At 43.0% G+C, this 20,907-nt stretch carries 22 protein-coding genes; 16 read left to right on the top strand and 6 right to left on the bottom strand.

All coding sequences use genetic code 11. From position 1 onward, the window contains the following. Positions 1-847: 847 nt before the first annotated feature. The 5 genes from IEX60_RS17790 (at position 848) to IEX60_RS17810 (ending at position 3,098) form a co-directional block, all read left to right on the top strand. Entirely contained in the window at positions 848-1,435 is a 588-nt protein-coding gene (locus IEX60_RS17790; protein ID WP_188752762.1) for an ORF6N domain-containing protein, read from the top strand. A gap of 55 nt (positions 1,436-1,490) precedes the next feature. Further along, positions 1,491-2,054: a lipocalin family protein gene (locus IEX60_RS17795; RefSeq protein WP_188752763.1), complete on the top strand. Its 564-nt coding sequence runs from the start codon at positions 1,491-1,493 to the stop codon at positions 2,052-2,054. Between the two features lie 150 nt (positions 2,055-2,204). Next, the gene (locus tag IEX60_RS17800; protein ID WP_188752764.1) at positions 2,205-2,627 is read left to right on the top strand and encodes a VOC family protein; all 423 of its coding nucleotides are present in this window, start codon (positions 2,205-2,207) and stop codon (positions 2,625-2,627) included. A 16-nt stretch (positions 2,628-2,643) separates the two neighbouring features. Continuing rightward, positions 2,644-2,796, top strand: coding sequence for an ORF6N domain-containing protein (locus IEX60_RS17805; protein WP_188752765.1), 153 nt, complete (start codon positions 2,644-2,646; stop codon positions 2,794-2,796). Then, a complete protein-coding gene (locus tag IEX60_RS17810; RefSeq protein ID WP_188752766.1) occupies positions 2,763-3,098 on the top strand; it encodes a hypothetical protein in 336 nt (111 codons plus the stop codon). The genes IEX60_RS17805 and IEX60_RS17810 overlap by 34 nt, the downstream gene beginning before the upstream one ends. 278 nt (positions 3,099-3,376) lie before the next feature. Here IEX60_RS17810 and IEX60_RS17815 read toward each other — a convergent pair whose 3' ends face one another. The 4 genes from IEX60_RS17815 to IEX60_RS17830 form a co-directional block, all read right to left on the bottom strand. Further along, a complete protein-coding gene (locus IEX60_RS17815; protein WP_188752767.1) occupies positions 3,377-4,087 on the bottom strand; it encodes a hypothetical protein in 711 nt (236 codons plus the stop codon). A 267-nt stretch (positions 4,088-4,354) separates the two neighbouring features. Beyond that, positions 4,355-5,356: a sodium:calcium antiporter gene (locus tag IEX60_RS17820; RefSeq protein ID WP_188752768.1), complete on the bottom strand. Its 1,002-nt coding sequence runs from the start codon at positions 5,354-5,356 to the stop codon at positions 4,355-4,357. Positions 5,357-6,503: 1,147 nt separating this feature from the next. Further along, positions 6,504-7,205, bottom strand: coding sequence for a porin family protein (locus tag IEX60_RS17825; RefSeq protein ID WP_188752769.1), 702 nt, complete (start codon positions 7,203-7,205; stop codon positions 6,504-6,506). 160 nt (positions 7,206-7,365) lie between these two features. Next, the gene (locus IEX60_RS17830) at positions 7,366-8,400 is read right to left on the bottom strand and encodes a TonB-dependent receptor (RefSeq protein ID WP_188752770.1); all 1,035 of its coding nucleotides are present in this window, start codon (positions 8,398-8,400) and stop codon (positions 7,366-7,368) included. A gap of 138 nt (positions 8,401-8,538) precedes the next feature. Between IEX60_RS17830 and IEX60_RS17835 the strand changes: the two genes are divergently transcribed. From IEX60_RS17835 to IEX60_RS17845, 3 genes are all read left to right on the top strand, one after another. Further along, complete coding sequence (locus tag IEX60_RS17835) at positions 8,539-8,904, top strand: YkvA family protein (RefSeq protein ID WP_188752771.1); 366 nt, start codon at positions 8,539-8,541, stop codon at positions 8,902-8,904. A gap of 270 nt (positions 8,905-9,174) precedes the next feature. Continuing rightward, positions 9,175-9,489 (top strand): ArsR/SmtB family transcription factor, encoded by a 315-nt coding sequence (locus IEX60_RS17840; RefSeq protein WP_188752772.1) that lies wholly within the window; start codon positions 9,175-9,177, stop codon positions 9,487-9,489. 1 nt (position 9,490) lies between these two features. Further along, the gene (locus IEX60_RS17845) at positions 9,491-10,003 is read left to right on the top strand and encodes an SRPBCC family protein (RefSeq protein ID WP_188752773.1); all 513 of its coding nucleotides are present in this window, start codon (positions 9,491-9,493) and stop codon (positions 10,001-10,003) included. 25 nt (positions 10,004-10,028) lie between these two features. Here the strand turns inward: IEX60_RS17845 and IEX60_RS17850 are convergent, their stop codons facing one another. Further along, positions 10,029-11,570 carry a TlpA family protein disulfide reductase gene (locus tag IEX60_RS17850; protein ID WP_188752774.1) on the bottom strand — a complete coding sequence of 514 codons (1,542 nt, stop codon included), beginning with the start codon at positions 11,568-11,570 and terminating at the stop codon, positions 10,029-10,031. 232 nt (positions 11,571-11,802) lie between these two features. On the opposite strand from IEX60_RS17850, the gene IEX60_RS17855 reads away from it, so the two are divergent. From IEX60_RS17855 to IEX60_RS17875, 5 genes are all read left to right on the top strand, one after another. Continuing rightward, positions 11,803-13,707, top strand: a complete 1,905-nt coding sequence (locus tag IEX60_RS17855) for an AAA domain-containing protein (protein ID WP_188752775.1) — start codon at positions 11,803-11,805, stop codon at positions 13,705-13,707. Positions 13,708-13,920: 213 nt separating this feature from the next. Next, complete coding sequence (locus IEX60_RS17860) at positions 13,921-16,230, top strand: ABC transporter permease (protein WP_188752776.1); 2,310 nt, start codon at positions 13,921-13,923, stop codon at positions 16,228-16,230. Positions 16,231-16,247: 17 nt separating this feature from the next. Then, positions 16,248-16,436 (top strand): hypothetical protein, encoded by a 189-nt coding sequence (locus IEX60_RS17865; RefSeq protein ID WP_188752777.1) that lies wholly within the window; start codon positions 16,248-16,250, stop codon positions 16,434-16,436. A 91-nt stretch (positions 16,437-16,527) separates the two neighbouring features. Then, on the top strand, positions 16,528-17,034 hold the full coding sequence (locus IEX60_RS17870) for an O-acetyl-ADP-ribose deacetylase (RefSeq protein WP_188752778.1): 507 nt from the start codon (positions 16,528-16,530) through the stop codon (positions 17,032-17,034). Positions 17,035-17,172: 138 nt separating this feature from the next. Continuing rightward, on the top strand, positions 17,173-17,739 hold the full coding sequence (locus IEX60_RS17875) for a hypothetical protein (RefSeq protein WP_188752779.1): 567 nt from the start codon (positions 17,173-17,175) through the stop codon (positions 17,737-17,739). 90 nt (positions 17,740-17,829) lie between these two features. Here the strand turns inward: IEX60_RS17875 and IEX60_RS17880 are convergent, their stop codons facing one another. Further along, positions 17,830-18,378: a cupin domain-containing protein gene (locus tag IEX60_RS17880; protein WP_188752780.1), complete on the bottom strand. Its 549-nt coding sequence runs from the start codon at positions 18,376-18,378 to the stop codon at positions 17,830-17,832. Positions 18,379-18,799: 421 nt separating this feature from the next. Between IEX60_RS17880 and IEX60_RS17885 the strand changes: the two genes are divergently transcribed. Genes IEX60_RS17885 through IEX60_RS17895 form a run of 3 tightly spaced genes read left to right on the top strand, consistent with a single transcriptional unit; the run spans position 18,800 to position 20,814 of the window. Further along, on the top strand, positions 18,800-19,339 hold the full coding sequence (locus tag IEX60_RS17885; protein ID WP_188752781.1) for a porin family protein: 540 nt from the start codon (positions 18,800-18,802) through the stop codon (positions 19,337-19,339). Between the two features lie 36 nt (positions 19,340-19,375). Beyond that, the gene (locus tag IEX60_RS17890; RefSeq protein WP_188752782.1) at positions 19,376-19,798 is read left to right on the top strand and encodes an ester cyclase; all 423 of its coding nucleotides are present in this window, start codon (positions 19,376-19,378) and stop codon (positions 19,796-19,798) included. 38 nt (positions 19,799-19,836) lie between these two features. Beyond that, positions 19,837-20,814: a hypothetical protein gene (locus IEX60_RS17895; protein WP_188752783.1), complete on the top strand. Its 978-nt coding sequence runs from the start codon at positions 19,837-19,839 to the stop codon at positions 20,812-20,814. Positions 20,815-20,907 lie beyond the last annotated feature (93 nt).

Genomic DNA, 20,907 nt, shown 5'->3' on the forward strand with positions numbered 1-20,907 from the left:
TAAACTTTCTTCTTGATTTCTTCATTCTCAACTGCTAATTTAAACATTTATGCAGTTGTCCAGTATTTGGGGAGTATCACATATTTCTATCGAGCTGCCAATCATTTGATCAAAACCTCACTCGCTTCAGATTCAAATCACATTGTTTTTAAAGATAAAATGTTTATAAATAATATCCAAATAAAAGCTACAACAAGAAGCCCCGAAACGGGGAGAATCGGGGCTTGCAAACTAACCAATTATAAACCTAAATTATGAAAAGACAAATTTTACTAACTGACTATATAACGCATTCCGACCCCGCTTTGTTACAGCGGGATTGTTAAGATATGTTAAAAAGACAATAGCGTGATAAAAAGAGAAACCTGTTACCTGAAAGATAATGGAAATCCGCCCCAATGGGGTTAGGATCAATCCGTACTAAGTGTCTCGTCCTAAAAACACTTTACAGATTTAACCATTAATCCTAAAAGAACTTTACAGGACAAGACATGTGCGGCACAAGGCAAATATCTTTACATATGAATAGTGGCCACAAACACACGTTGATTTTTGATTTTAGGGAAATGGCTGGTGCGTAGCCATTTCCTTATTGAAGTTTGGATTTCAATAAATTAGTTTTTACTTTTAGCGAAACCAATTGTGACCTGGGCCTGAAGTAAACGGGAATTTTGCTGAATAGAACAGGTGATTGTTTAACGCCTTGTGTGGCGAGGTTGGACATTCTATTTAGAGGTTAATGGTTATAGCGATTTCCAGTTCTTTAAAAGTGCCGAGGTGTTGAATAATCTAAACAATCTTGAAGTCGCAAATTGCGACCTCAAACAACAATACGACATGTAAGCCTATGAGTAAAACACAAAACGAAACCATCAAGAAAACCGTGATACCTGACGAGGTAGTTATCAACAAAATATACCTTGTACGTGATCAAAAAGTGATGCTCGACAGCGACTTAGCAGAATTGTACGGGGTCGAAACCAAGCGACTGAACGAACAGGTCCGCCGTAATATGGCGAGGTTTCCGGAGGATTTCATGTTCACCCTCACCCGCGACGAATTTGAAAACTTGAAGTCGCAAATTGCGACTTCAAGTTGGGGAGGTAGGCGCAAGTTACCCAACGCTTTTACCGAGCATGGCGTGCTAATGCTATCAAGCGTGTTAAACAGCGAACGGGCGATACAGGTAAATATCCAGATTATGCGCATCTACACCAAAATAAGGGAGATGCTGCTTGCGCACAAGGACGTATTCCTCCGCGAGGAACAGGTGGAATTAATAAGTTTTATGAAGCCGAAGAATATAACTGCCGCTCAGAAAAGACTTTTTGCAAATTGCAAGATTCTTTCGATTGATATGAAGAACAACGGGCGGGATAGGGCGGACGATTCCTTGAAAAAGTTCCGTATATTTATACTTGGTTTCTTGTGGTAAATAGCCTATTTCAAGATTTTGGCATTGTATTTTTACCGATTTAAACATACTTACGATGAAAGCAAAAAATAAAGTTTTAATAATTGTCTGTTCTGCCGGCTTAGTGGTTCTTTTCAATTCCTGTGTCTCTATCCCAAAAAACGCGAAGGCGATAAGGAACTTTGATGTGAATAAATATTTAGGCACTTGGTATGAAATTGCCCGTTTTGATTTTCGTTTTGAAAAGGATCTGGACAATGTTTCCGCTCAGTATACCCTTAATAACAAAGGTAATATTACGGTGTTGAATAGTGGTTATAACTATAAAAAAGGAGAATGGGAAAAAGCGCAAGGAAAAGCGAAATTCAGAAGAGATAAAGATATTGCAGAATTGAAAGTAAGTTTTTTTGGTCCTTTTTATGCCGGTTATAATGTGCTGGCGTTGGATGAGAATTACCAATATGCGTTGGTTTGTGGAAAAAACTTGAATTACCTGTGGATTTTATCGAGAGAGAAGACGATTCCCGAGGAGGTTAAGACTAATTACCTGAGGCTTGCCGAGGAAATTGGCTTTGATACCACTAATTTGATTTGGGTAAAACAGGACAGAAACGACAATCCGTATTTGGTTGAAAAATAAGGTCTCCACAAAACAAAAGATTCTAAAAACAAGGCCTCGAAACGGGGAGAATCGGAAACATAAACACTATACACGGTTTGACGAATAGAAATTGATTGCTAATTTTAACAGCGAATCATGAGAGGATCAACAAACTGAAACTAACTATTTATGATAACCGTAAACCCATACCTCTATTTCAACGGGAATTGCGAAGAGGCTTTCGATTTCTACAAATCAGTATTTAAATCTGAATTCAATTTTATAGACCGATATAAGGATGTGCCGCAAAATAACCGCAGGTTGTTTACTGACCAGGACCATAAGATTATGCACATTTCCCTTCCGATCAGCAGCAAAACCACATTGATGGGTGCAGACAATACGGCGCTGTTTAATCAACCGGTGTCAACGAGCAATTTCTCCTTATCGATCAATACGGACAACAAAGACGAGGCCGACACGCTATTTCAAAGCCTATCCGAGGGCGGGGAAATTAAACTGCCAATGAACGAAACTTTCTGGGGTTCATACTACGGAATTGTGACCGATAAATTCGGCATCAATTGGAAAATAAGCTTCGGGTCGGATTAATGGAGATCAAAAAGTAATGCTTGACAGCGATTTGACTGATTTGTATGGAACAACGACCAAACGTTTAAATGAGCAAGTCAGACGTAACATCGCCCGCTTTCCGGAAGATTTTATGTTTCAATTGAACGAAGAAGAATGGGAATCTATTTCAACTGGAGGGAAGCACTGAGGCCGTTGAACCTGATTAATCGGCAGATGACGCTGGCACACGTATTCTTCATTGCGCTGACCGTTTTTATGATGGGCTTGCTATGCGTAATGCATACGGAGGACCTCATCACAACCCGCATGGGTAAGACAATTTCCTTGGGTTTGGGCATTTTTTGGATAATCCGGCTGCTGATCCAGTTTTTTGGATACTCCTCAGAGCTTTGGCGAGGGAAGGTATTCGAAACGACTGTGCATGTGGTGTTTAGCTTATTGTGGATATATTTCAGCGCTATGTTTCTTTTAGTTGCGATAGCTAGGTGATGCGTTATCAGGTCAAAAACAAAGCCCCGAAACGGGGAGAATCGGGGCTTGCAAACTAACCAATTATAAACCTAAATTATGAAAAGACAAATTTTATTAACTGATTATATAACGCGTTACAGCGGCGGATTGTTACAACGAATCTGTTAAGATTTGTTAAATAGACAATACGATGACTAAAAAAGAACCCTTAGCACGAAGGCACGAATTTATTTTTATCTTTTGGCTGATTGCATACAGCTCTTCAATGAGCTGAACAATATAACACAGATGTTATCTTATTTATTCGGTAGTTCATCAAGCAGGGATTTCCCAAAAGTATCCAATTTTCCGTTGTCTGCTACGATATATACCAATTGCTGTATAGCGGCGGCTAAAGGGCCGTCCTTATTAATATCCCCGCTTGCCTCCAGGTTTTTAGTTTCCAATTTTTTTATAAGATCGAGCATAGGTGCGTATTGTGTTACCGGTCCAATCCTGTATAAATCTCCTACGCCAGGAAAAAATCTTGACCCATTTAAACATTGTGCCCTTATTGGAACATACAGATATTGTTCAGCAGGTATCTCGCGACTGACTTTTTGAACAAGAATGCCATTCTGTATTTTTGTTTCTTTGGAAATAAAAATCAGCCCTGGGGGAAGCTGTAAATTAACGGGTTGTTTTGAGCTATTTCTGAATAACAGACATAACGGAACATATCCCTCTGCCGGAGCTCCTACCCTGGGTTCCCCATTGCAATCGGTTTCATCTATAGGGTTGTATGGCTCTATTCCTTCCAAAGTTACACCTGTAGGTAATATAAGCGGTGTCCCTTCCGGTTCTTCCTCTGAACCAGCGAATCCTTTGGCGGGTACAAAATCGGAGGTGTCCTCTTCGTCGTCACGCTGGTAGTTGTCCTTGCTACAACTGGAAATAATCAGTAAGCTTACTATAAAAATAGTTAGTGGCTGTAAAAATTTCGGTTTCATCAGTTCTTGCTTTTTCATATTCTGTTCGTAAAAAAAGCGAAGCTACTTTTACCTGATAACTGTGCCAATTATCAAAGATGGATAACCGATTCCTGACGACAAACAACATATTGGGCGTTAAAAAAGTCATTAGGCAGTTCCTTTGGTGTGTTAATCTTTTTCGAAAAAAACAACGGCAGACGCGGGCTTCCGTACTGGTACAAAAGGAAGCGTGTAGCCATCATACCGAGTGTATTTGTATGGGGTTAGTTAAAAGATGGTCGCGTTATACTTTTCGCCCTACATTTACAAATAGAAAAGTCCGATCATTGCGATAACATATACGCCCGCGGCTATCCAAGAATCCGTACCGATACCCCCGTATCGCTTATTGCTTTTGATGAGCATTCCGGAGAGGAATATGAGCGTAATCAGCATGGCCACGCCGGTAAGGTATATATTTACGTTATCTGCACTAGGCAATACCGCATTATTTGTAATAAGCGTAGTGGGGATAAATAATACGGGCAGGAAGACGTTGCCGCCAAATATATCGCTGATAATGGGTTGATAGGATTTATTGCGAACAAAAGCCAGCCCCCCGGAAATTTCCGGCAACGAGGTTACCAGTGCCAATATCGTTGCGCCAAAGATAACGCCGTCTATCTGATAGTGGGATGCAATGGCGGAACTGGTGGCCTCCAATAATACACCAAACACCAATACGATGGCAGACACGACAATGAGCCATATTAGTGCAGAAGTTCGGGTAAATGCTATTTTCGGCTTATCTTTAGGTGGAACCGGATTGCTTTTCTGAAATTTTTTCATCGCAAAGACACTAAGGACCCACATGAAGCCGATGAGCACCTCGGGGGGCGTTATTCTTGCAAAAAGTAGGGACGTGCGGAATTGATGCCCAATAACGACCATGGTTAAGATAGCAACCAGGAAGAGCCCCTGGAGGATGCTGGTCTCGCTGCTGGTTAGTGTGGATAGTGGTTTGCGTTGTTTTCTTGAGGCAAAATCGAATAAGACCAACAGCACCGATTGTATGGCAATACCTCCGAGGATATTTCCCGTCGCCAAGCCAACATCGCCTTTCAGTGCTCCATTCGTAATGATAGCTATTTCCGGTAAATTGGTGACCACTGCTAGGATAAGCGTCCCGCCGAATGCGCTGCCCAGCTTGAATTCCGCATCTATGAAATCGACAAGATCAGAAAGTTTGGTGCAAAAATACCAGATGGTACCAGACGCGATAATAAATACGATAATATTTAATGTAATTCCAAATTCCAACTCCATCTTATCGTAGTTGCTTAAATTTTTGACCTCGCTTGTAATGCTCCCTCAGTTAGCTATTTCCAAAACTAAATAATTCAAATCAAAAGCCCTTGATATAAGTTAGCGGGTTACAGGTTGGTCTATTCCGGAAGGCAACATCTCTTATTCGGAGTCAAAATTGATAGGCAAGCGAAACACAGAATGCTGATGCTGCACAGAAAAATTTTTATTTGATTAGTCTAAATTCCGAACCGACTAGGTTAATAACAAGATATGAAAATTTTACTGTTATTTGTAGGGTGTATTTTATTATCTTTAGTTGGTTGTTCGCAGGATATCATCGAGCGATCAAGAACTTTTGAAATTAAAACGTATAACATATCACTTAATAAGGAAAGAAAACATCTATCCAATAGAAGTAGGCCTCTCCTTTCAAATGATTTATCCACATTAGATACTATCCTTGTGGACAAAGGCTATGACTTCCAATACGGGACCGGGGCTGACATTTTTTTTAGTGTAAAAATCGAATACCTATTAGAAAGTCGCTTCTCCCAAGATTCCGTAAAGTTGACACCTGTAATGGCGCTAGCAAAAAAGCGATGACGCTATATCGGAAAAACCTCAGATTATCACAGTAATTATTCACAATTATCAGCTGCTTTGAAATTGCCTTACGAAACAAGGTTAACACCGTCTATAGAAACGCATATGGTGCCGAATGGCAAAAAAATGCTGCGATAAATGGCATGTTTGACAATCAAAACTGTCGACATACGAAAGCCATTATTCTACAATGTCTTAAGAAGCCAAACCACAATTACACGCCTGCTAAGCTTATCGCAGAAATGGACTTTGGCTTTGGCGTTACTTGTTCGCTCAACCACAATTCCATGCTGGTGGTAAAATTCTACTTAAAGTATATCAAAGGGCTTGTCCTGCTAATTGCTTTACTCCTGCCAATTAATGAATATTTAAACGCAATAATAGGAAACTTTAGTTAATTTGGTATGAAGAGCAACGGGCGGGGTTGGGCGAACGATTGCTAACATAGCCACAAAAATATTAAAAGGTTGTTTGTTGCGTATACTATACTATCTGGAGAATTCAATGTTTATATGCTTATTTCCCAGTTAGATATCTTCGCCAGTAGCAGCTAATTCTTATGTTATAATTTGTATCCGATAGAAACCTGAACCACGTTATTTCTGTATGATAGGCCCGGAGCGTTTTCTTGCACGGCTATATTTCTCAACCCTTGTTCGTATCCTACACTTAAAACAAACTTATGATACTCAAAATCAATGTTAGCCCCGGCACCAATATCCAATCGCTTTAATGTTGTGCCATGCAGCCAGTCTCGGCTTTGGTCGTAAACGCCATTTCCAAATGTTTCCCATTCTATTTCTGTAATTCCGTCAATCCAAGAACCGCTATTTAATTTTTGCTTGGTTTTTCCTCCAATACCGTATCCAAAATAGGGCCCAACGCCAAACGTAATGTTGAAATCGTTTGTAACATTTAGTTTGTATGCACCATATATCGGTAACATTAAATACAATTCATTAAATGTATGTGTATCGTCAGGTGGTGAGGGTATATAATGGCTACCGTTTAGAACGTGTACTTTCGAACCTTTGGCGGAAAAAAACAACCCCGATTGGATGAGAAACCTTTCTGACAAGGGATGTTCAAAGGTACCGCCAATATGATAACCAGCTTTTGAATCTGTACCCCTTGCATCGTTTACCGTTGCATTTGACAGGTTGAAACCTGCCTTTATCCCAAAACGCGGCGATAATGTTTGCGCAGATAAATTCGAGTTTGCGAACAATAAAACTCCCACAAATAATAAGTTCTTCAGATTCATTCCTTAATTTTTGCTTTTATGATACGTTAAGTTGGATGCATTTTGAGCAAGCAATAGTACTGATATTTTTGCTATATCTGTATGAGTATTTGACACCGGCTTAAATCGTCGCTCAAAATTATTCCGGATACGATTTACCATTAATACGGCAATAACTGGCCTAGTTCAATCCGTTGATTTTGTCGACTAAATCATCCTTACCGATACGTTCCAGCTCTGTCATTTCAATATTGATGACATGGTCTTCCTCAATCGTTACTTCTTTGATACTGTAAACGTACTGCCCATTACTTTCGGATGCGAAAATGACGTGTATGGTCATTCCGATCGGAACGAAGCCAAAATGTTCGGTAAAGTATTGATCATTCGTATTATACAGATCTAACTGTGCCAGCAGACCAGGCTGGTCTTGGTAAGCTAAATAGACGGCAGCGTTGGTTTCGTTATAAGGGGCGGGAACTGTTACTTTAATTTTGGTGAGCAGTCCTGAGTTTGCAGTAAACCGGTCTACGTTTGTCCAGCCAAAGTCATTGATAAAAAAATCATAGGTATCCGTTACCGGGTTGAACCCCAGTCCTGCCTGATCGCCATCCGTCCAAACGGGATTGCCATTCCCATCGTCGCCTTCACCCGATCCCAAACCGATCTCTACCGGGTTCCACGCTAAATTTCCGGTCCCGTCAATTTCTCCTTGCCATAAGGTCATGTCCATATCCAAGCCGCCGGTATGTGCGGCGTCAACGGTGACATAATAATGATTCAAGGGTTTTACAAGTTGGTCACCTTGCGTTACTTGCATAAAAAATTGCCCACCTGTTACCAACGGAAGCAGGTATCCGTTGTTGCTTCGTCCCATGAGGGGCTTATTTGATACTGCCATATTCCCCCTGTCAAAAATCTCGATGAATGTCAACTCCACTTCTCCGATGATTGAATTGCCCAGTTGATCGACGAGCTCATATTGCCCGATATCTACGATTGTTCCTTTGCGGGAAACGAAATGAACACCTTCACCCGCATCAAATTTCTGGGTTTGAACGAGGTCTGAAAGGGCCTGATTTCTCAACATCTGGAAACCTGCCTGCGTAGGCATAACGAGTTGATCAACAGGGGCCGGCGCATCGTCTTTGCCGCAGCCCGTAAGCGATAACACCACCAGTATTTGGGAAAATTGGGTAAAGAAAAGATTTTTCATGATGATTCTATATTAGTTCGTAGTTTATCTTTGTTGGTATATCATTACGATATTCTTTTTGTTACCCCTGTACCGTACCCTTTCTTTCGCTTACATGCCAAATTGGTTATCTTTGTAACTTTCAGTAATGATAGAGACATGAAAAAAGGCAATTTCAATAAAGCAATGCTTTTATTCGAGCTATTTCGTAAGCATCGGATCAATGGGGATGACCTCGCAAAGGCAGAAAGCAAATCTGCATATCTGGATGAAAAAGTTGATGAGTTTAGGCTTTTGATTTCAATGTGCAAGGATGTGTTCGCTGGTCGGTATCACATGGATAAGTGGAATCTGTCTGTTATCGTAGCTACGACTGCCTATGTTGTCTCTCCACTTGATGCGATACCTGATATGGTTCCCTTGATGGGTTGGATGGATGATGTGACCATTGTTGCATATGCCGCTTCAAAACTCACAGACGAAATGCAGAAATATAAGGCTTTTATCCAGGCCAAAGCGGGGTAGGATTTCTTTATCAATCGGAGAAATAAGACGGCGATAGTTTTGTTATCAGCGCCGGATCTATACGTATTGAAATAAGAAACCCGTTACCAGAAAGATAACGGGAATCCGCCCCAATGGGGTTAGGGGCTATCAACCTAAACCTGAGACGAAGATAAGAATTATCGCACTAAACTCAAAAATTCATCCAAAAAAAGAAATAAAAATTTGCGAAACCGAAAAGTTGCATATATATTTGCAACCAATTGGTTTCATAAATAAACACGAATAAACATGAGACGAGATATTTTCCAAGCAATTGCAGACCCAACCAGGCGGGGAATCATCGCCTTAATTACCCTACAGGCAATGACACCAAACGCCATTGCCGAGCACTTTGATACCACCCGGCAAGCTGTATCTAAACACCTGCGTATTTTGACGGAATGCGAATTGATAAAACAGGAACACAAAGGCAGGGAAATCTACTACCAACTTGAAATTGATAAAATGAAAGAAATAGATAGCTGGTTGGATCAGTTCCGTAAAATCTGGGAAACAAGATTTAATCAATTAGACAATTTATTACTTACGTTAAAAAACAATTAATATGAACCCGACATTGTTATTTGACTTTACCGTCAACAAAGAAAACAAAACCATCCACATTACCCGTGAATTTGCCGCAAGCCTTGAATTGGTTTGGCAGGCGTGGACAACCCCCGAATTACTCGACCAATGGTGGGGACCGCAACCGTGGAGAGCAGAAACCAAGACGATGGATTTCCGTGAAGGCGGCTTTTGGCTCTACGCAATGGTAAGCCCCGAAGGCGAAAAGCATTGGAGCAGGGCCAACTTTCTCGCGATCAAGAAAGAAAGCTCTTTTACAACCAAAGGCGGATTTTGCGATGAAAACGGCACGATAAATCCTGAGTTTCCTCAAAATTTATGGGAGAATAGCTTTATTCCCAAAAACAATAAAGTGCAGGTGGATATATTGCTAACTTACGATACGCTTGCCGACCTCGAAAAAGAAATAGCAATGGGCTTTAAAGAAGGCATGACCATAGATTTTCAGCAATTGGACGAATTGTTATTGGCCTTAATTCAAGAAAGGGATTAAAGTCCTTGATCTTACACGATTAGGGCTATAAAAGCTTTAGCAATCCTAGCTCAAAACCGCCATTACTAGGCCTAAGGAAGTCGTCATCCACAACATCTCCCTTGTTATTGATGACTAAGTAACGCGGAATTTGCCGAATGTTAAGTAGCCTTGTCAACGGAGATTCTTTGAAGTTAGCCAATCGGTATTGGTTCGCATCGTTGTAAATTCCCTGCCGTTTTGAGACGGCAACCCACTTGTCGATATCTTCATCCTTGTCGATACTGATGGTTACGAACTGAATGGGCTTACCCTTAAGCTTGTGTTTTGACTTTTCCCAATGGGGCATCTCGCCGATACAGGGAACACACCAGCTCGCCCAAAGATCAACAACAGTAAGCTTATATTTTTTGTCCATAACGATACGCCTGAAATCGGATAGCTTGCCGTTAAAATCATATAAATCAACGGCAGGCAGATTAGTAATGATTTTCATTTCGCGATTTGCAGACTGGCCTACGTTTTCAAATATGAAGTTGAAACGACCGCCTGCAAATGTGCTTAGGTCCTTCTCGGCTTTCTTGAAATCGGTGGAGGCGGTTACCAAAATGTTGCTTAGCTGATAAAGCGTATCGAGAAACGGATCTTGCGTGCGTATAGGCCGGAGCTGATTATTGATTTCAACCGTCTTTTCTGGCGCGTACGCAAAACTGCCAGCGACATGGGAAATAGCTTGCTGCTGATATATACCCGATTGCTTTAGCCGATCGTCCGTGGCAGCGAGAACGGCCCAAAAATCATTTTTGTCGAGATTTCTGTTTTGATTTCCGGCATTGTAAGCAACAATTGCAGCTAGGATCTCTCCCCTATTCTGCGCATTGATGGCACGAATATCGTCGACATGCTGGAACATATCTTCGTAGAGACTATCGGCAAATGGCGACCGGCCGACAGCGGGATTGGTAATCAGCCGGGCAATAGCCGTGTACTTGATGTTGGTATTCAGATCCTTCAGGACATGCTTACGCATCTCGGAAGTAGCCAACGCATTGATAGCAGCCTCATTTCGGTCATAGCGCGCATCGATCTTTTGCAGCAGGCCATTGACGCCCAACGATGCAAGGCTGTCTTGTTCCTGAAATGACCAATAAAAACCTTTTGGGACGGCAATCATGCTATCGACAAATTGCTGATATCCCGAAGAATACTGGATCGTAAACGTGTCGTTGGCATTTATCAGCCGCATGGTATCGCCGGGATTCAGCAATACACCATAGGTACGGAATGTCGGCTCTCCCGGGGTCACTATCAAATTACCGGCCCCCAGGAACATGGGTTTGTCAATAAAGAATTTCTGTTCGATAACGGAATCATTAATACCAGGATTTTTAAACTCAATGAATCGGCCGTATGTGTCAAATGTATTAAATACTGCACTTTGGCCGGGGGCTAAGGATATAGAGAATAAGGTTGAATCGGAACGGCGTTCCGCCCCTATGATGCTACGGTCCGAATTACGTGTTTTATCAAAACAGGCATTAAAAGCCAACGCGGATAACAACAATGGAATAGCCAATCTTACGCTCATAGCATGATATGTATATAACTTATAAAGTTCGAAACTGACTACGCCCACGCGTTGCCTTTTTTCAAATATAACCCGTTTTTATAGTTATTAAGTATACCAAGTATATTTTTCATGGGTCGGATGCCCTAAATCGAATATTGTACGGGCCGTTGAATGACGTCACAATTAGGAGGATTGCCCAAATATTCATTAAAAAGACCGTACTTTGCGGGCTGGTATCGTAGATTCCCCTATGAAATATTTTAGCGAGTTGGCAACGTTGCTGGATCAGGAGCAAGCTTTTGATAAAGCCCAGCATGACGCACTGCTGCTGCAGCGCTCCGTTCAGGAACGGATTGCGCTTGGCGTTACCTGGTTTCCCATTACAATAACAAATAGCGAATTAGGGCGGGGCGATTACCTGACCATCACGGTAAACAAAACCAATCACCTGGAAGAAGGGCATCGGTTCCGTTACGGCATGCCTGTCTCCTTGTTTTCAAACCATGCCCCCCAGCAGGATCGACTTCACGGGGTCATCGCATTTGCCGGTCGGGACACCATGCGGATTTCGTTCCGGGTAGATGAACTGCCTGCCTGGAGCCGTGGGGGCAGGCTCGGGATCGACCTGCTGTTCGATGAGAATTCATACAGGGAAATGCATTGCGCACTGGACGAAGCAAACCTGGCGCTTACCGACCAAAAACAAGGTAACCTGGTAAGGCTGCTCCTGGGCGAAACCGATATTCGCGAGCCGGCCCCAAGCCCAGTATATGAAAACGATAGCCTGAACCCCAGCCAAAACAAGGCGATAGCGCATATATTGGGTAAAAATCCCCTATCCATCTTGCATGGGCCTCCCGGCACGGGTAAAACGACGACGCTGGTTTACGCCGTACAAGCGCTCCTGAAGCAGCGGTCGCAACAGCTCCTCATCGTCGCGCCAAGCAATACGGCCGTAGACGTGCTGACCGAACGCCTCGATGCGGCGGGCGTATCGGTAGTCCGCATCGGCAACCCGGTCAAGGTTTCGGATCACTTACAAGAACTCACGCTGGATGCCCGGGTGGACAATCACGCCTCCCATAAAACGATCAAAAATCTGGAGAAGCAAGCCCGGACATATAGCGACATGGCGCATAAATACAAACGCAATTTCGGAAAGGCTGAGCGGGATCAACGGAAAGCTCTGTTTGATGAAGCGCGTAAAATCCGGAAAGAGATTGACCAGCTGCTGGATTATATCGTTAAGGATGTATTTACCAAAGCGCAGGTGATCACTGCTACGTTAGTAGGTGCCAACCATTACTCCATTCGCGATAGGCGGTACCAAACCGTTATTATCGACGAAGCTGCGCAGGCGCTGGAACCGGCCTGTTGGATTCCCATACTGAAAGCTGATCGCATCATTTTGGCTGGAGACCATTGCCAGTTGCCCCCAACCGTCAAATCCAGCCACCGCACCACCGAGGGATTATACCACACCTTGTTCGAAAAATTAATTGCGCAGCACCCCGCCCACGTATTGCTGCTGGATGTGCAGTACAGGATGAATGTCCAGATTATGAAATACCCGTCTACAGCCCTTTATGCAGGCCGGTTACAGGCAGCACCAACCGTGGCCGATTGGACATTGAGCGGCGATGACAGCCCGATTATGTTTATCGATACCGCCGGTTCGGGATTTGAAGAAACCTTCGTTGATCACGCTATTTCTAATCAGGAAGAGGCCCACTTTTTATGCAATCACCTCGCTTCTTTTGTAACAAACCTCAACATATCGCTTACAGACCAAGCCTTTCCGAGCGTCAGCATCATCACGCCGTACCGGGCCCAGTCGCTTTATCTGCGTGAAATCATTGCACAGGATGATCGGTTGCGGCCCTATCTGAAACAGTTGCAGGTGAACACCATTGACAGCTTCCAGGGCCAGGAAAAAGATGTGATCTACATCAGTTTGACAAGGAGCAACACAAAACAGGAAATCGGATTTTTAGCCGACACCAGGCGGATGAATGTGGCCATGACCCGTGCCAGGAAAAAGCTGATTGTGATTGGAGACAGCAGCACGGTTGGATACCACGATTTTTACGGTGGGTTTCTGGATTATATCAACTCTTTAGCCAAGTATCACAGCGTATGGGAATGGCATGGTTAAGATTGAACCCTAACATCTGGTTTTACTGATAAGACCCCAACCTGTTCAAAAACGGACAACAAATGTTCGTATTCGAACACTGCTTTAACGTAAAAACAGGCCTTGAACAACCTTATTGCCCGTTTATATAAATGGTTTATTATTTGAGCCCTTTTTATCCAAGCTAATTATTAGGATATGTTCAAGCACTATTTTCGAATTGCAATGCGATCGATGGTCCGCTATAAATCTTACGCAGCAATTAATATTTTCGGCTTGGCCTTAGGGCTTGCTTCCTGCATACTAATCTTTCTCATCGTCAGGAATGAGCTTAGTTTCGATCAATATCATAGAAATGCACGTAAAACTTATCGGGTCACATCGCTGGGTTTAGATTATAATCCCAGTGTCTCATTTGCCATTGCTCCGGCGCTTAAAAAGGATTTCCCGGAACTGGAGCATGTTTCACAATATTATTATTGGCGTGAAAGCATGATCGAAATAAATCAGGAGCGTTACTTATTGAAAGACATCGGCGCAGCCGATAACGAGTTTGCAAAGATATTCGATTTAGAATGGCTGGCGGGCGATCCCAATTCCGCATTGGAGCCACCCAATACGATTGTACTTACCGAAAGCACTGCAAAACAGTATTTTGGAGATCAGAATCCCATCGGGCAGACCATCCGTATGGATAACGATTGGGAGCTGAAAGTGACCGGCTTGATCAAAGATCTTCCCAGCAACACTCATTTAACATTTAAATCGTTAGTCTCCTGGGCGACATTCCACGATGAAACAACCAATTATTGGTCTATACAGGGCGGGTACCTCTATGTCACCCTGCCCGATAATATATCTGCCCGCAACATCGAACAAAAGCTTCCTTCGTTCATTAAAAAGAACTGGGGTGAAGAAGTTGGAAAAGAAGGCAAACTATTATTACAGCCACTAACCGATATCCATTACGACCAACGGTACCTCAATCAAACCAGTATGCCCCGATCTAAAAAGAGCATATACGGTTTAGCTGCGGTCGGCTTGTTTATCTTGGTGATAGCCTGTATAAATTTTGTTAACATGGCTACCGCATTTGCAATAAAGCGCTCAAAAGATGTGGGTATCCGAAAAGTGATCGGTGCCAAGCCTATTCAGATTATAAAAAGTGCACTTTCGGAAATAGCCTTGCAAGTAATCATAGCCTTAGCCTTGGCGCTGGGCGGGCTGCTGTTATTCGTTCCTTATACAGAAAGGTTCCTGGGTACACGAGTCATCCCTACTCAGTTGCTACAGACTGATGTAGTCATTGGTCTTCTCGCTATATCGCTATTTGCGATTATGATCTCCGGGCTATATCCCGCGCTGGTACAGGCGCGCTTTAATCAATTGCAAATTTTAAAGTCATCTTTCTCAATAGCGGTCAAAGGAAATACGGCCTTAAAAAGGGGGTTGATCAGCATCCAGTTTCTGGTCACTCAATTACTCATTATAAGCACGTTTATTGTTGCCAAACAGATGGATTTCTTTCTTAATAGAGACATCGGTTTTGATAAAGAATCGATTATAACGTTTGATATAGGAAAAAATCCCGAAGGATTACGCCAGCTGCTCTCCAGACAACCTGGAGTCAAAGACTTCTGTTTTGCTTCGGTTGCACCGGCTTACAATATCAACTATATGCCATTTTCTGCTCCTCATTTGGGCATGGATGAAGTGGATGTGACCGAAATGAAAGCGGTGGATGAAAATTATTTGCCGATGTTCAAAATAAAGATGATGGCTGGTTTGCCCATTATCAAGAGCGCAACCCCAGACAGCATCTTAAAAATTGTTGTTAATGAAACGTTTATAACACGATTGGGTATACGCCATCCGGAAGATGCCCTGGGAGAGCGAGTGACGGTGGGTGATCGCAGGGCAGAAATCCAAGGCGTGGTGGCCGACTTCCAGAGTGAATCCAAGCATAAAAAAATCAGGGCCTGCTTTCTCTATTACAATCCCGAAAGATTTCGCCAAGCAAGTATGAAACTTCAATCAGGCAACCCGAAGCAGACCCTTGCATCCATCAACAAAGAATGGTCAGCACTCAATCCAGAGTCTTTATTTAACTATGAATTTCTTGATAATAAGATTGCCCGGTTGTATGAGCAAGAGCAGACACTTTATAATACGTTTAAAGTGTTTACGGTCATTGCCCTTGTCATCAGTTTTATAGGTTTACTGGGGCTGGTATCATTAATGGCCGTTCAGCGCGTAAAAGAGATCGGTGTACGCAAAGTCCTGGGCGCATCTGTAAAAAATATTGTAATGTTATTTTTAAAGGATTTTGTCCGATTGATCTTCGTAGCCTTTGCCATTGCGGTACCCATTGCCTGGTATGCAATGAATAGCTGGTTGCAGGAATTTGCCTATCAGATTAACATTACGCCCATACACTTTATTGTAGGGTTACTGGTCACTCTCTTTGTGGCAGGAACTACCGTTTTTATCCGTAGCTTCATTGCTGCTACAAACAACCCAATTAACGCGATAAAAGAAAATTAGTGAGTTAACTGTGCTGCATGCCCATCGGGATCTTGGAAGTAAGCCGCATAGCCTCCCTAAAAGGTATCCGAGGCGGGTTTGACGATCGTGGCAAGTTTGACACCATCCTGCAGACCAAAGAAGGCCACGGCTCCATATTCGTATTCCTGCCCCGTGATACCGATGGATGGGGATATTTCCAATATATGATACAAATGTACGGCTAATCTCGAAGTACCAAAACAACCCTTGCATAGTTCAAAAAAAGAAGCCCTGAAACACGGGAGAATTTTGTTAGAAAATATATATTTGAGCAAGATGAAACTTATCAAGGGTGATATCACAAAACTTACGGTAGACGCGATCGTAAACGCCGCCAACACTTCCCTACTAGGTGGCGGTGGCGTAGATGGAGCGATCCATCGGGCAGGTGGGCCGGCAATACTGGAAGATTGCAAGCGTATCCGGGCGAGACAGGGTGGGTGCAACGTGGGCGAAGCAGTGATTACCACTGCCGGCAACCTCCCCGCAAAGTACGTGATCCATACCGTAGGGCCGGTATGGAACGGCGGAAAAAGCAGTGAAGAAAGTTTGCTCACCGCTGCGTACAAGAATAGCCTGGCTTTGGCTGTCGAATATGAGATCAAGAGCATCGCCTTTCCCAATATCAGTACAGGAATCTATCGGTTTCCGAAGGAAAGGGCTGCTGAAATCGCGATTACAACCGTGAAGGGATTCCTTCATACCACCGGAGCCGACTTCGGGGTGACCTTCGTTTGCTTCGATGAGGAAAATTACCGGATTTATGAGACATTATTATATTGACAAAAAGAAACCCGTTACCTGAAAGATAACGGGAATCCGCCCCAATGGGGTTAGGGGCTATCAACCTAAACCTGAGACGAAGATAGTAATTCTATCCGATTATTTTTATATCGACTCTTTAAATCTTTGGATATACGCATGAAAAACAATTTAAACACAACCTGGATTACGGTTTACATACTTTTTACGACTTTCCATGCTGCTTTGGGACAACCGGTGAGGATGCTTGAGCCCATGTATCGCGGAGAGGCCCCTATGGCTGGCAAAGCTGTTATCTATGGTAATTTTGTCCAACGGCTGGGGTTCAACAGCGGAGGATTCCCCCAAGACATCCGTTTGCTTAACCTGAACACCAACGAAATTGTAGCATTCCGTGTAAAACCGACCTTCAAATCAGCCAAGGAGAGTCCATTCTGCTATAGCATCGACCCAGGTGAATACGCGATTGCTGATTATTATTGGACACAAAGCAAATGGTATGGCGGAACGATGAACACGGAACCAATTTTCAAAAACAAGGACGCCCTCGGTACCGAGCGTTTCACCCTGCGTTTGTATGCAGATACGGTATATTATACCGGCACATGGCACTTTGATACAGAGCAAGTGTTTTTTTCGGACGAAAAGCGTTCTCTTGATTCTGCCCTGACAAAAAAATACAAAAAGCTAACATTGGAAAAAGCCATAACACGACTACCAAATTAGGGCTATACATTTTTCGGCAATTGGGAAAGGTATAAAACTTGAGTAGAAAATATACAAGGCTCCAAATGGCTCTCCCGATTAAGTCATGCATCATTGTAGAAAATCAGGGCAATATCTTTGCTGAAGTGCTTTATCTATGTTCTTGGATCGGGCTATGAAAAAAAACAAGGTGATCAGCGGAGAAAGGACGGCCAATATTCCGGGTTGGTGCATATCACTTATTTTTGAAACAACTGCCAGATCCAGTAAACTTTTAGGAACTCCTTTGCTGTCGGTCCGGTCATCCCCGGCGAGCCCATATAAGATATAAAGTGATTTCTCAAATCCCACAGATCCGGGTTGTATGGTTGTTGAAAAGAAGACAGGTGCATCGGATTCGTTGGCAAAACGATGTGTTTTTCCTCTTTGAACAGTATATTCCTGCCCGGCTTCCAATACAATCTTTTTCCCTTTGAGATAGACAGTAAGTTCACCCTGCACGACGGTGAACGTTTCAGAGAAATTTTTGTGGTAGTGCAAAGGTGTTCCGCCTCCGGGCATTAATTTTACGGATAGAACAGTCATTTGGCTTTTGGATGCCGCTGCCGTCTGGATAAAAGTGACTTCGTCTTTTACGATAGGATTGACAATTGTTTTCATTTAATATGTTTATGTTTCTAAAAGATTTTTTGACGGTAACAAATGTAGATGATTCAAAAAATGAGGTAACATTTCCTATCGTATAAACACGCTTTTCGTCGACAAAAAGCTCTTTTTAATAACCTAACGACATTTTCTTATATCACCTGTTTTTTTAGTGTCGGATGCTAAAACTACCTATTGCTGTGTCTGAAAAAACAGTACAGCGGCATAGGTGCTATATGACCTGAATACGTCGACCAACGACCAATTCTTTTCCGATTTTGAGCTCTCTTGTGGTCGGTGCCCCGGGAATATGTCCTTTGTGGGATAGGATAAGGTATACTATCTACGAAAGTATGATTTCCGTCTACAGCAATATCTATTTAATAGCAATATGACCATAATTGCCGCAGGTTTTAATTTCAACTTTTAATAAATAATGAGAAAATCAATTTTAATTCTTCTCGCTTGTTTTGCGGTTGCGATCGCACAGGCTCAACCTTTTCAAAAAGGAACCACCACAGCGAATATGGGTATCGGTCTGGGAACAACCTTAGGCGGTTTGGGTAAGGCACGTCCTGCGGTTTCGGCTTCGGTTGATCACAGCATCTGGTCCATTGGTGGTCCAGGTGTTATCAGTCTTGGCGGCTACGTCGGCAATACGGGCTATAAGTACCGTTATTCAGGTTATACCGCTAAGTGGAACTATACTGTTATAGGTGCCCGGGGTGCTTACCATTACAATGGTTTTGAAAAAGTGCCTGATTTGGACGTGTATGGCGGTGTTATGCTGGGTTACAATATCATGAAATACTCGTCGGATGATAGCGAAGAACACTTTTCCGGCAATTACGACGACGGTTTGGGATTCTCCTGTTTTGTGGGTGGCAGGTGGTTCTTCAGCGACAGCTTCGGTGTGTATGGGGAGTTGGGGTACGGCGTGTCCGTATTGAATGTGGGGGTAACATTTAAGTTTTAGCAATGACAAAGCAGTCACTGTACTAAAGAAATAATTATGGAAAATAAAGAATTGGTTTTAGGTTTTATCGCTAACGTATGGAACCGGCAGGAAATAGAACATCTCGTAGACTATGTAAGTGATCGTTTTATAGATCATTCCTTGCCTCTTGGTTTCCCGGAAGGGCTTGCAGGGACCCAAATGTGGATTGCTGCGACAGGAAAATCTTTTCGGCATCGTACCATCGTGGAGGATATACTGGCAGAGGGCAATCAAGTATGCATACGGATCAAAATGGAATTGCACCATATAGGAGAATGGAGAGGATATGCTGCAACCGGCGTTGACATCACGACTTCGGGGTACCGATTCTTTGAGTTGGCAAATGGTCGAATTGTGCAGCAATGGGCCTTGATTGATGGCAATCGTATTGAACAGGCTATCGCGGGAAATTCCCATGGATGCCGGTTGCCGGCATAACTTGGGCATATTTTTTTTATAATTAAAAACATATAATCATGAACAACAGCTTATTCTTGGCAGCCTTACTAATGATCGGCTGCTCCAAAAATTTAGAAGGAGACTCCGCACCGGATTGGGGAGCACAACCCGACTTGCCGATCGTTGATGGCCGGGCAAATTTTACGATCTCCGGTAGTGAATATTATGTCAATGTGATGGGCAATGCAATTCCCAGCATGCCTAATTTCCCTTCCTTGTCGACTAAATCGAATACTGCCCGGGGGTACGTAGCTGACCTGACGGGCAAACCGTTGAAGGGTGCCCATATCGGGGTGTCTTCTTCAATGGGCGGGGGTTATTATTCCAGCGGCAGTGGCGTGACGGATGAAAATGGTTACTACGAATTTCTTATACCGTTGGGAGCGGCCTACTTTTTTGGTACCGCCATTACGGTAACGTATAACGATACACCAACGGTGATGGCGCTATATCCCGTTGGCGGCATTGCTTCTTTCCCTTCAGGCAACGGTGTGGTCAAAAATTTTGTGTTGCTATCTTATGGGCCTGCCAACCCGGATGAAGTTGCGCAACAGCCAAGCAATGAGAGCAATTATTATGGCGGGGCGTTGTCGTTTGATTTTAATACTTATAGTCCGAGCGATTATTACAAGGATCCGGAATATCTACCGGATAATGGAGTGATTGAAATTGAACTTATACCGGTAGGGAGTGGTATGTATGGCGAGACACGCGCTTTCAAAATTATCCGGCAAATAGGTAATTTCGAGCGGTTCAGCATCCATAACATCCCGATAGGAAAATACACCATTAAAGCGAAATTGAGTGATGGCCGCCCGCTAAAAATGACTGCTATAGGCACAATGGCAAATGTATACCCGAATCTTGGACTCCATCGGAATGACATAGACGGTACACAAACCGTAACATTTACACCGAATTTTCAATATACAGCCGTTATGATACCTTCTTTTAAGAGCAATTGGGATGCATTGGAAATTGGGTTAAAATTGTAAAATACTATATTCTTTACCACAATACTATGACCTACGGGACATACGGACCCACAATTTTCTTCCAAACCGAACACCTGATGTTCGGTTTCGTTA

This window comes from Parapedobacter defluvii, assembly GCF_014642075.1.
In the GTDB taxonomy this organism is placed as follows: domain Bacteria; phylum Bacteroidota; class Bacteroidia; order Sphingobacteriales; family Sphingobacteriaceae; genus Parapedobacter; species Parapedobacter defluvii.

Bases quoted from the DNA above. Each gene is read 5' to 3' on its own strand.
- IEX60_RS17790 (WP_188752762.1), top strand. From the start codon at position 848: ATGAGTAAAACACAAAACGAAACCATCAAGAAAACCGTGATACCTGAC.
- IEX60_RS17795 (WP_188752763.1), top strand. From the start codon at position 1,491: ATGAAAGCAAAAAATAAAGTTTTAATAATTGTCTGTTCTGCCGGCTTA.
- IEX60_RS17800 (WP_188752764.1), top strand. From the start codon at position 2,205: ATGATAACCGTAAACCCATACCTCTATTTCAACGGGAATTGCGAAGAG.
- IEX60_RS17805 (WP_188752765.1), top strand. From the start codon at position 2,644: ATGCTTGACAGCGATTTGACTGATTTGTATGGAACAACGACCAAACGT.
- IEX60_RS17810 (WP_188752766.1), top strand. From the start codon at position 2,763: ATGGGAATCTATTTCAACTGGAGGGAAGCACTGAGGCCGTTGAACCTG.
- IEX60_RS17815 (WP_188752767.1), bottom strand. From the start codon at position 4,087: ATGAAAAAGCAAGAACTGATGAAACCGAAATTTTTACAGCCACTAACT.
- IEX60_RS17820 (WP_188752768.1), bottom strand. From the start codon at position 5,356: ATGGAGTTGGAATTTGGAATTACATTAAATATTATCGTATTTATTATC.
- IEX60_RS17825 (WP_188752769.1), bottom strand. From the start codon at position 7,205: ATGAATCTGAAGAACTTATTATTTGTGGGAGTTTTATTGTTCGCAAAC.
- IEX60_RS17830 (WP_188752770.1), bottom strand. From the start codon at position 8,400: ATGAAAAATCTTTTCTTTACCCAATTTTCCCAAATACTGGTGGTGTTA.
- IEX60_RS17835 (WP_188752771.1), top strand. From the start codon at position 8,539: ATGAAAAAAGGCAATTTCAATAAAGCAATGCTTTTATTCGAGCTATTT.
- IEX60_RS17840 (WP_188752772.1), top strand. From the start codon at position 9,175: ATGAGACGAGATATTTTCCAAGCAATTGCAGACCCAACCAGGCGGGGA.
- IEX60_RS17845 (WP_188752773.1), top strand. From the start codon at position 9,491: ATGAACCCGACATTGTTATTTGACTTTACCGTCAACAAAGAAAACAAA.
- IEX60_RS17850 (WP_188752774.1), bottom strand. From the start codon at position 11,570: ATGAGCGTAAGATTGGCTATTCCATTGTTGTTATCCGCGTTGGCTTTT.
- IEX60_RS17855 (WP_188752775.1), top strand. From the start codon at position 11,803: ATGAAATATTTTAGCGAGTTGGCAACGTTGCTGGATCAGGAGCAAGCT.
- IEX60_RS17860 (WP_188752776.1), top strand. From the start codon at position 13,921: ATGGTCCGCTATAAATCTTACGCAGCAATTAATATTTTCGGCTTGGCC.
- IEX60_RS17865 (WP_188752777.1), top strand. From the start codon at position 16,248: ATGCCCATCGGGATCTTGGAAGTAAGCCGCATAGCCTCCCTAAAAGGT.
- IEX60_RS17870 (WP_188752778.1), top strand. From the start codon at position 16,528: ATGAAACTTATCAAGGGTGATATCACAAAACTTACGGTAGACGCGATC.
- IEX60_RS17875 (WP_188752779.1), top strand. From the start codon at position 17,173: ATGAAAAACAATTTAAACACAACCTGGATTACGGTTTACATACTTTTT.
- IEX60_RS17880 (WP_188752780.1), bottom strand. From the start codon at position 18,378: ATGAAAACAATTGTCAATCCTATCGTAAAAGACGAAGTCACTTTTATC.
- IEX60_RS17885 (WP_188752781.1), top strand. From the start codon at position 18,800: ATGAGAAAATCAATTTTAATTCTTCTCGCTTGTTTTGCGGTTGCGATC.
- IEX60_RS17890 (WP_188752782.1), top strand. From the start codon at position 19,376: ATGGAAAATAAAGAATTGGTTTTAGGTTTTATCGCTAACGTATGGAAC.
- IEX60_RS17895 (WP_188752783.1), top strand. From the start codon at position 19,837: ATGAACAACAGCTTATTCTTGGCAGCCTTACTAATGATCGGCTGCTCC.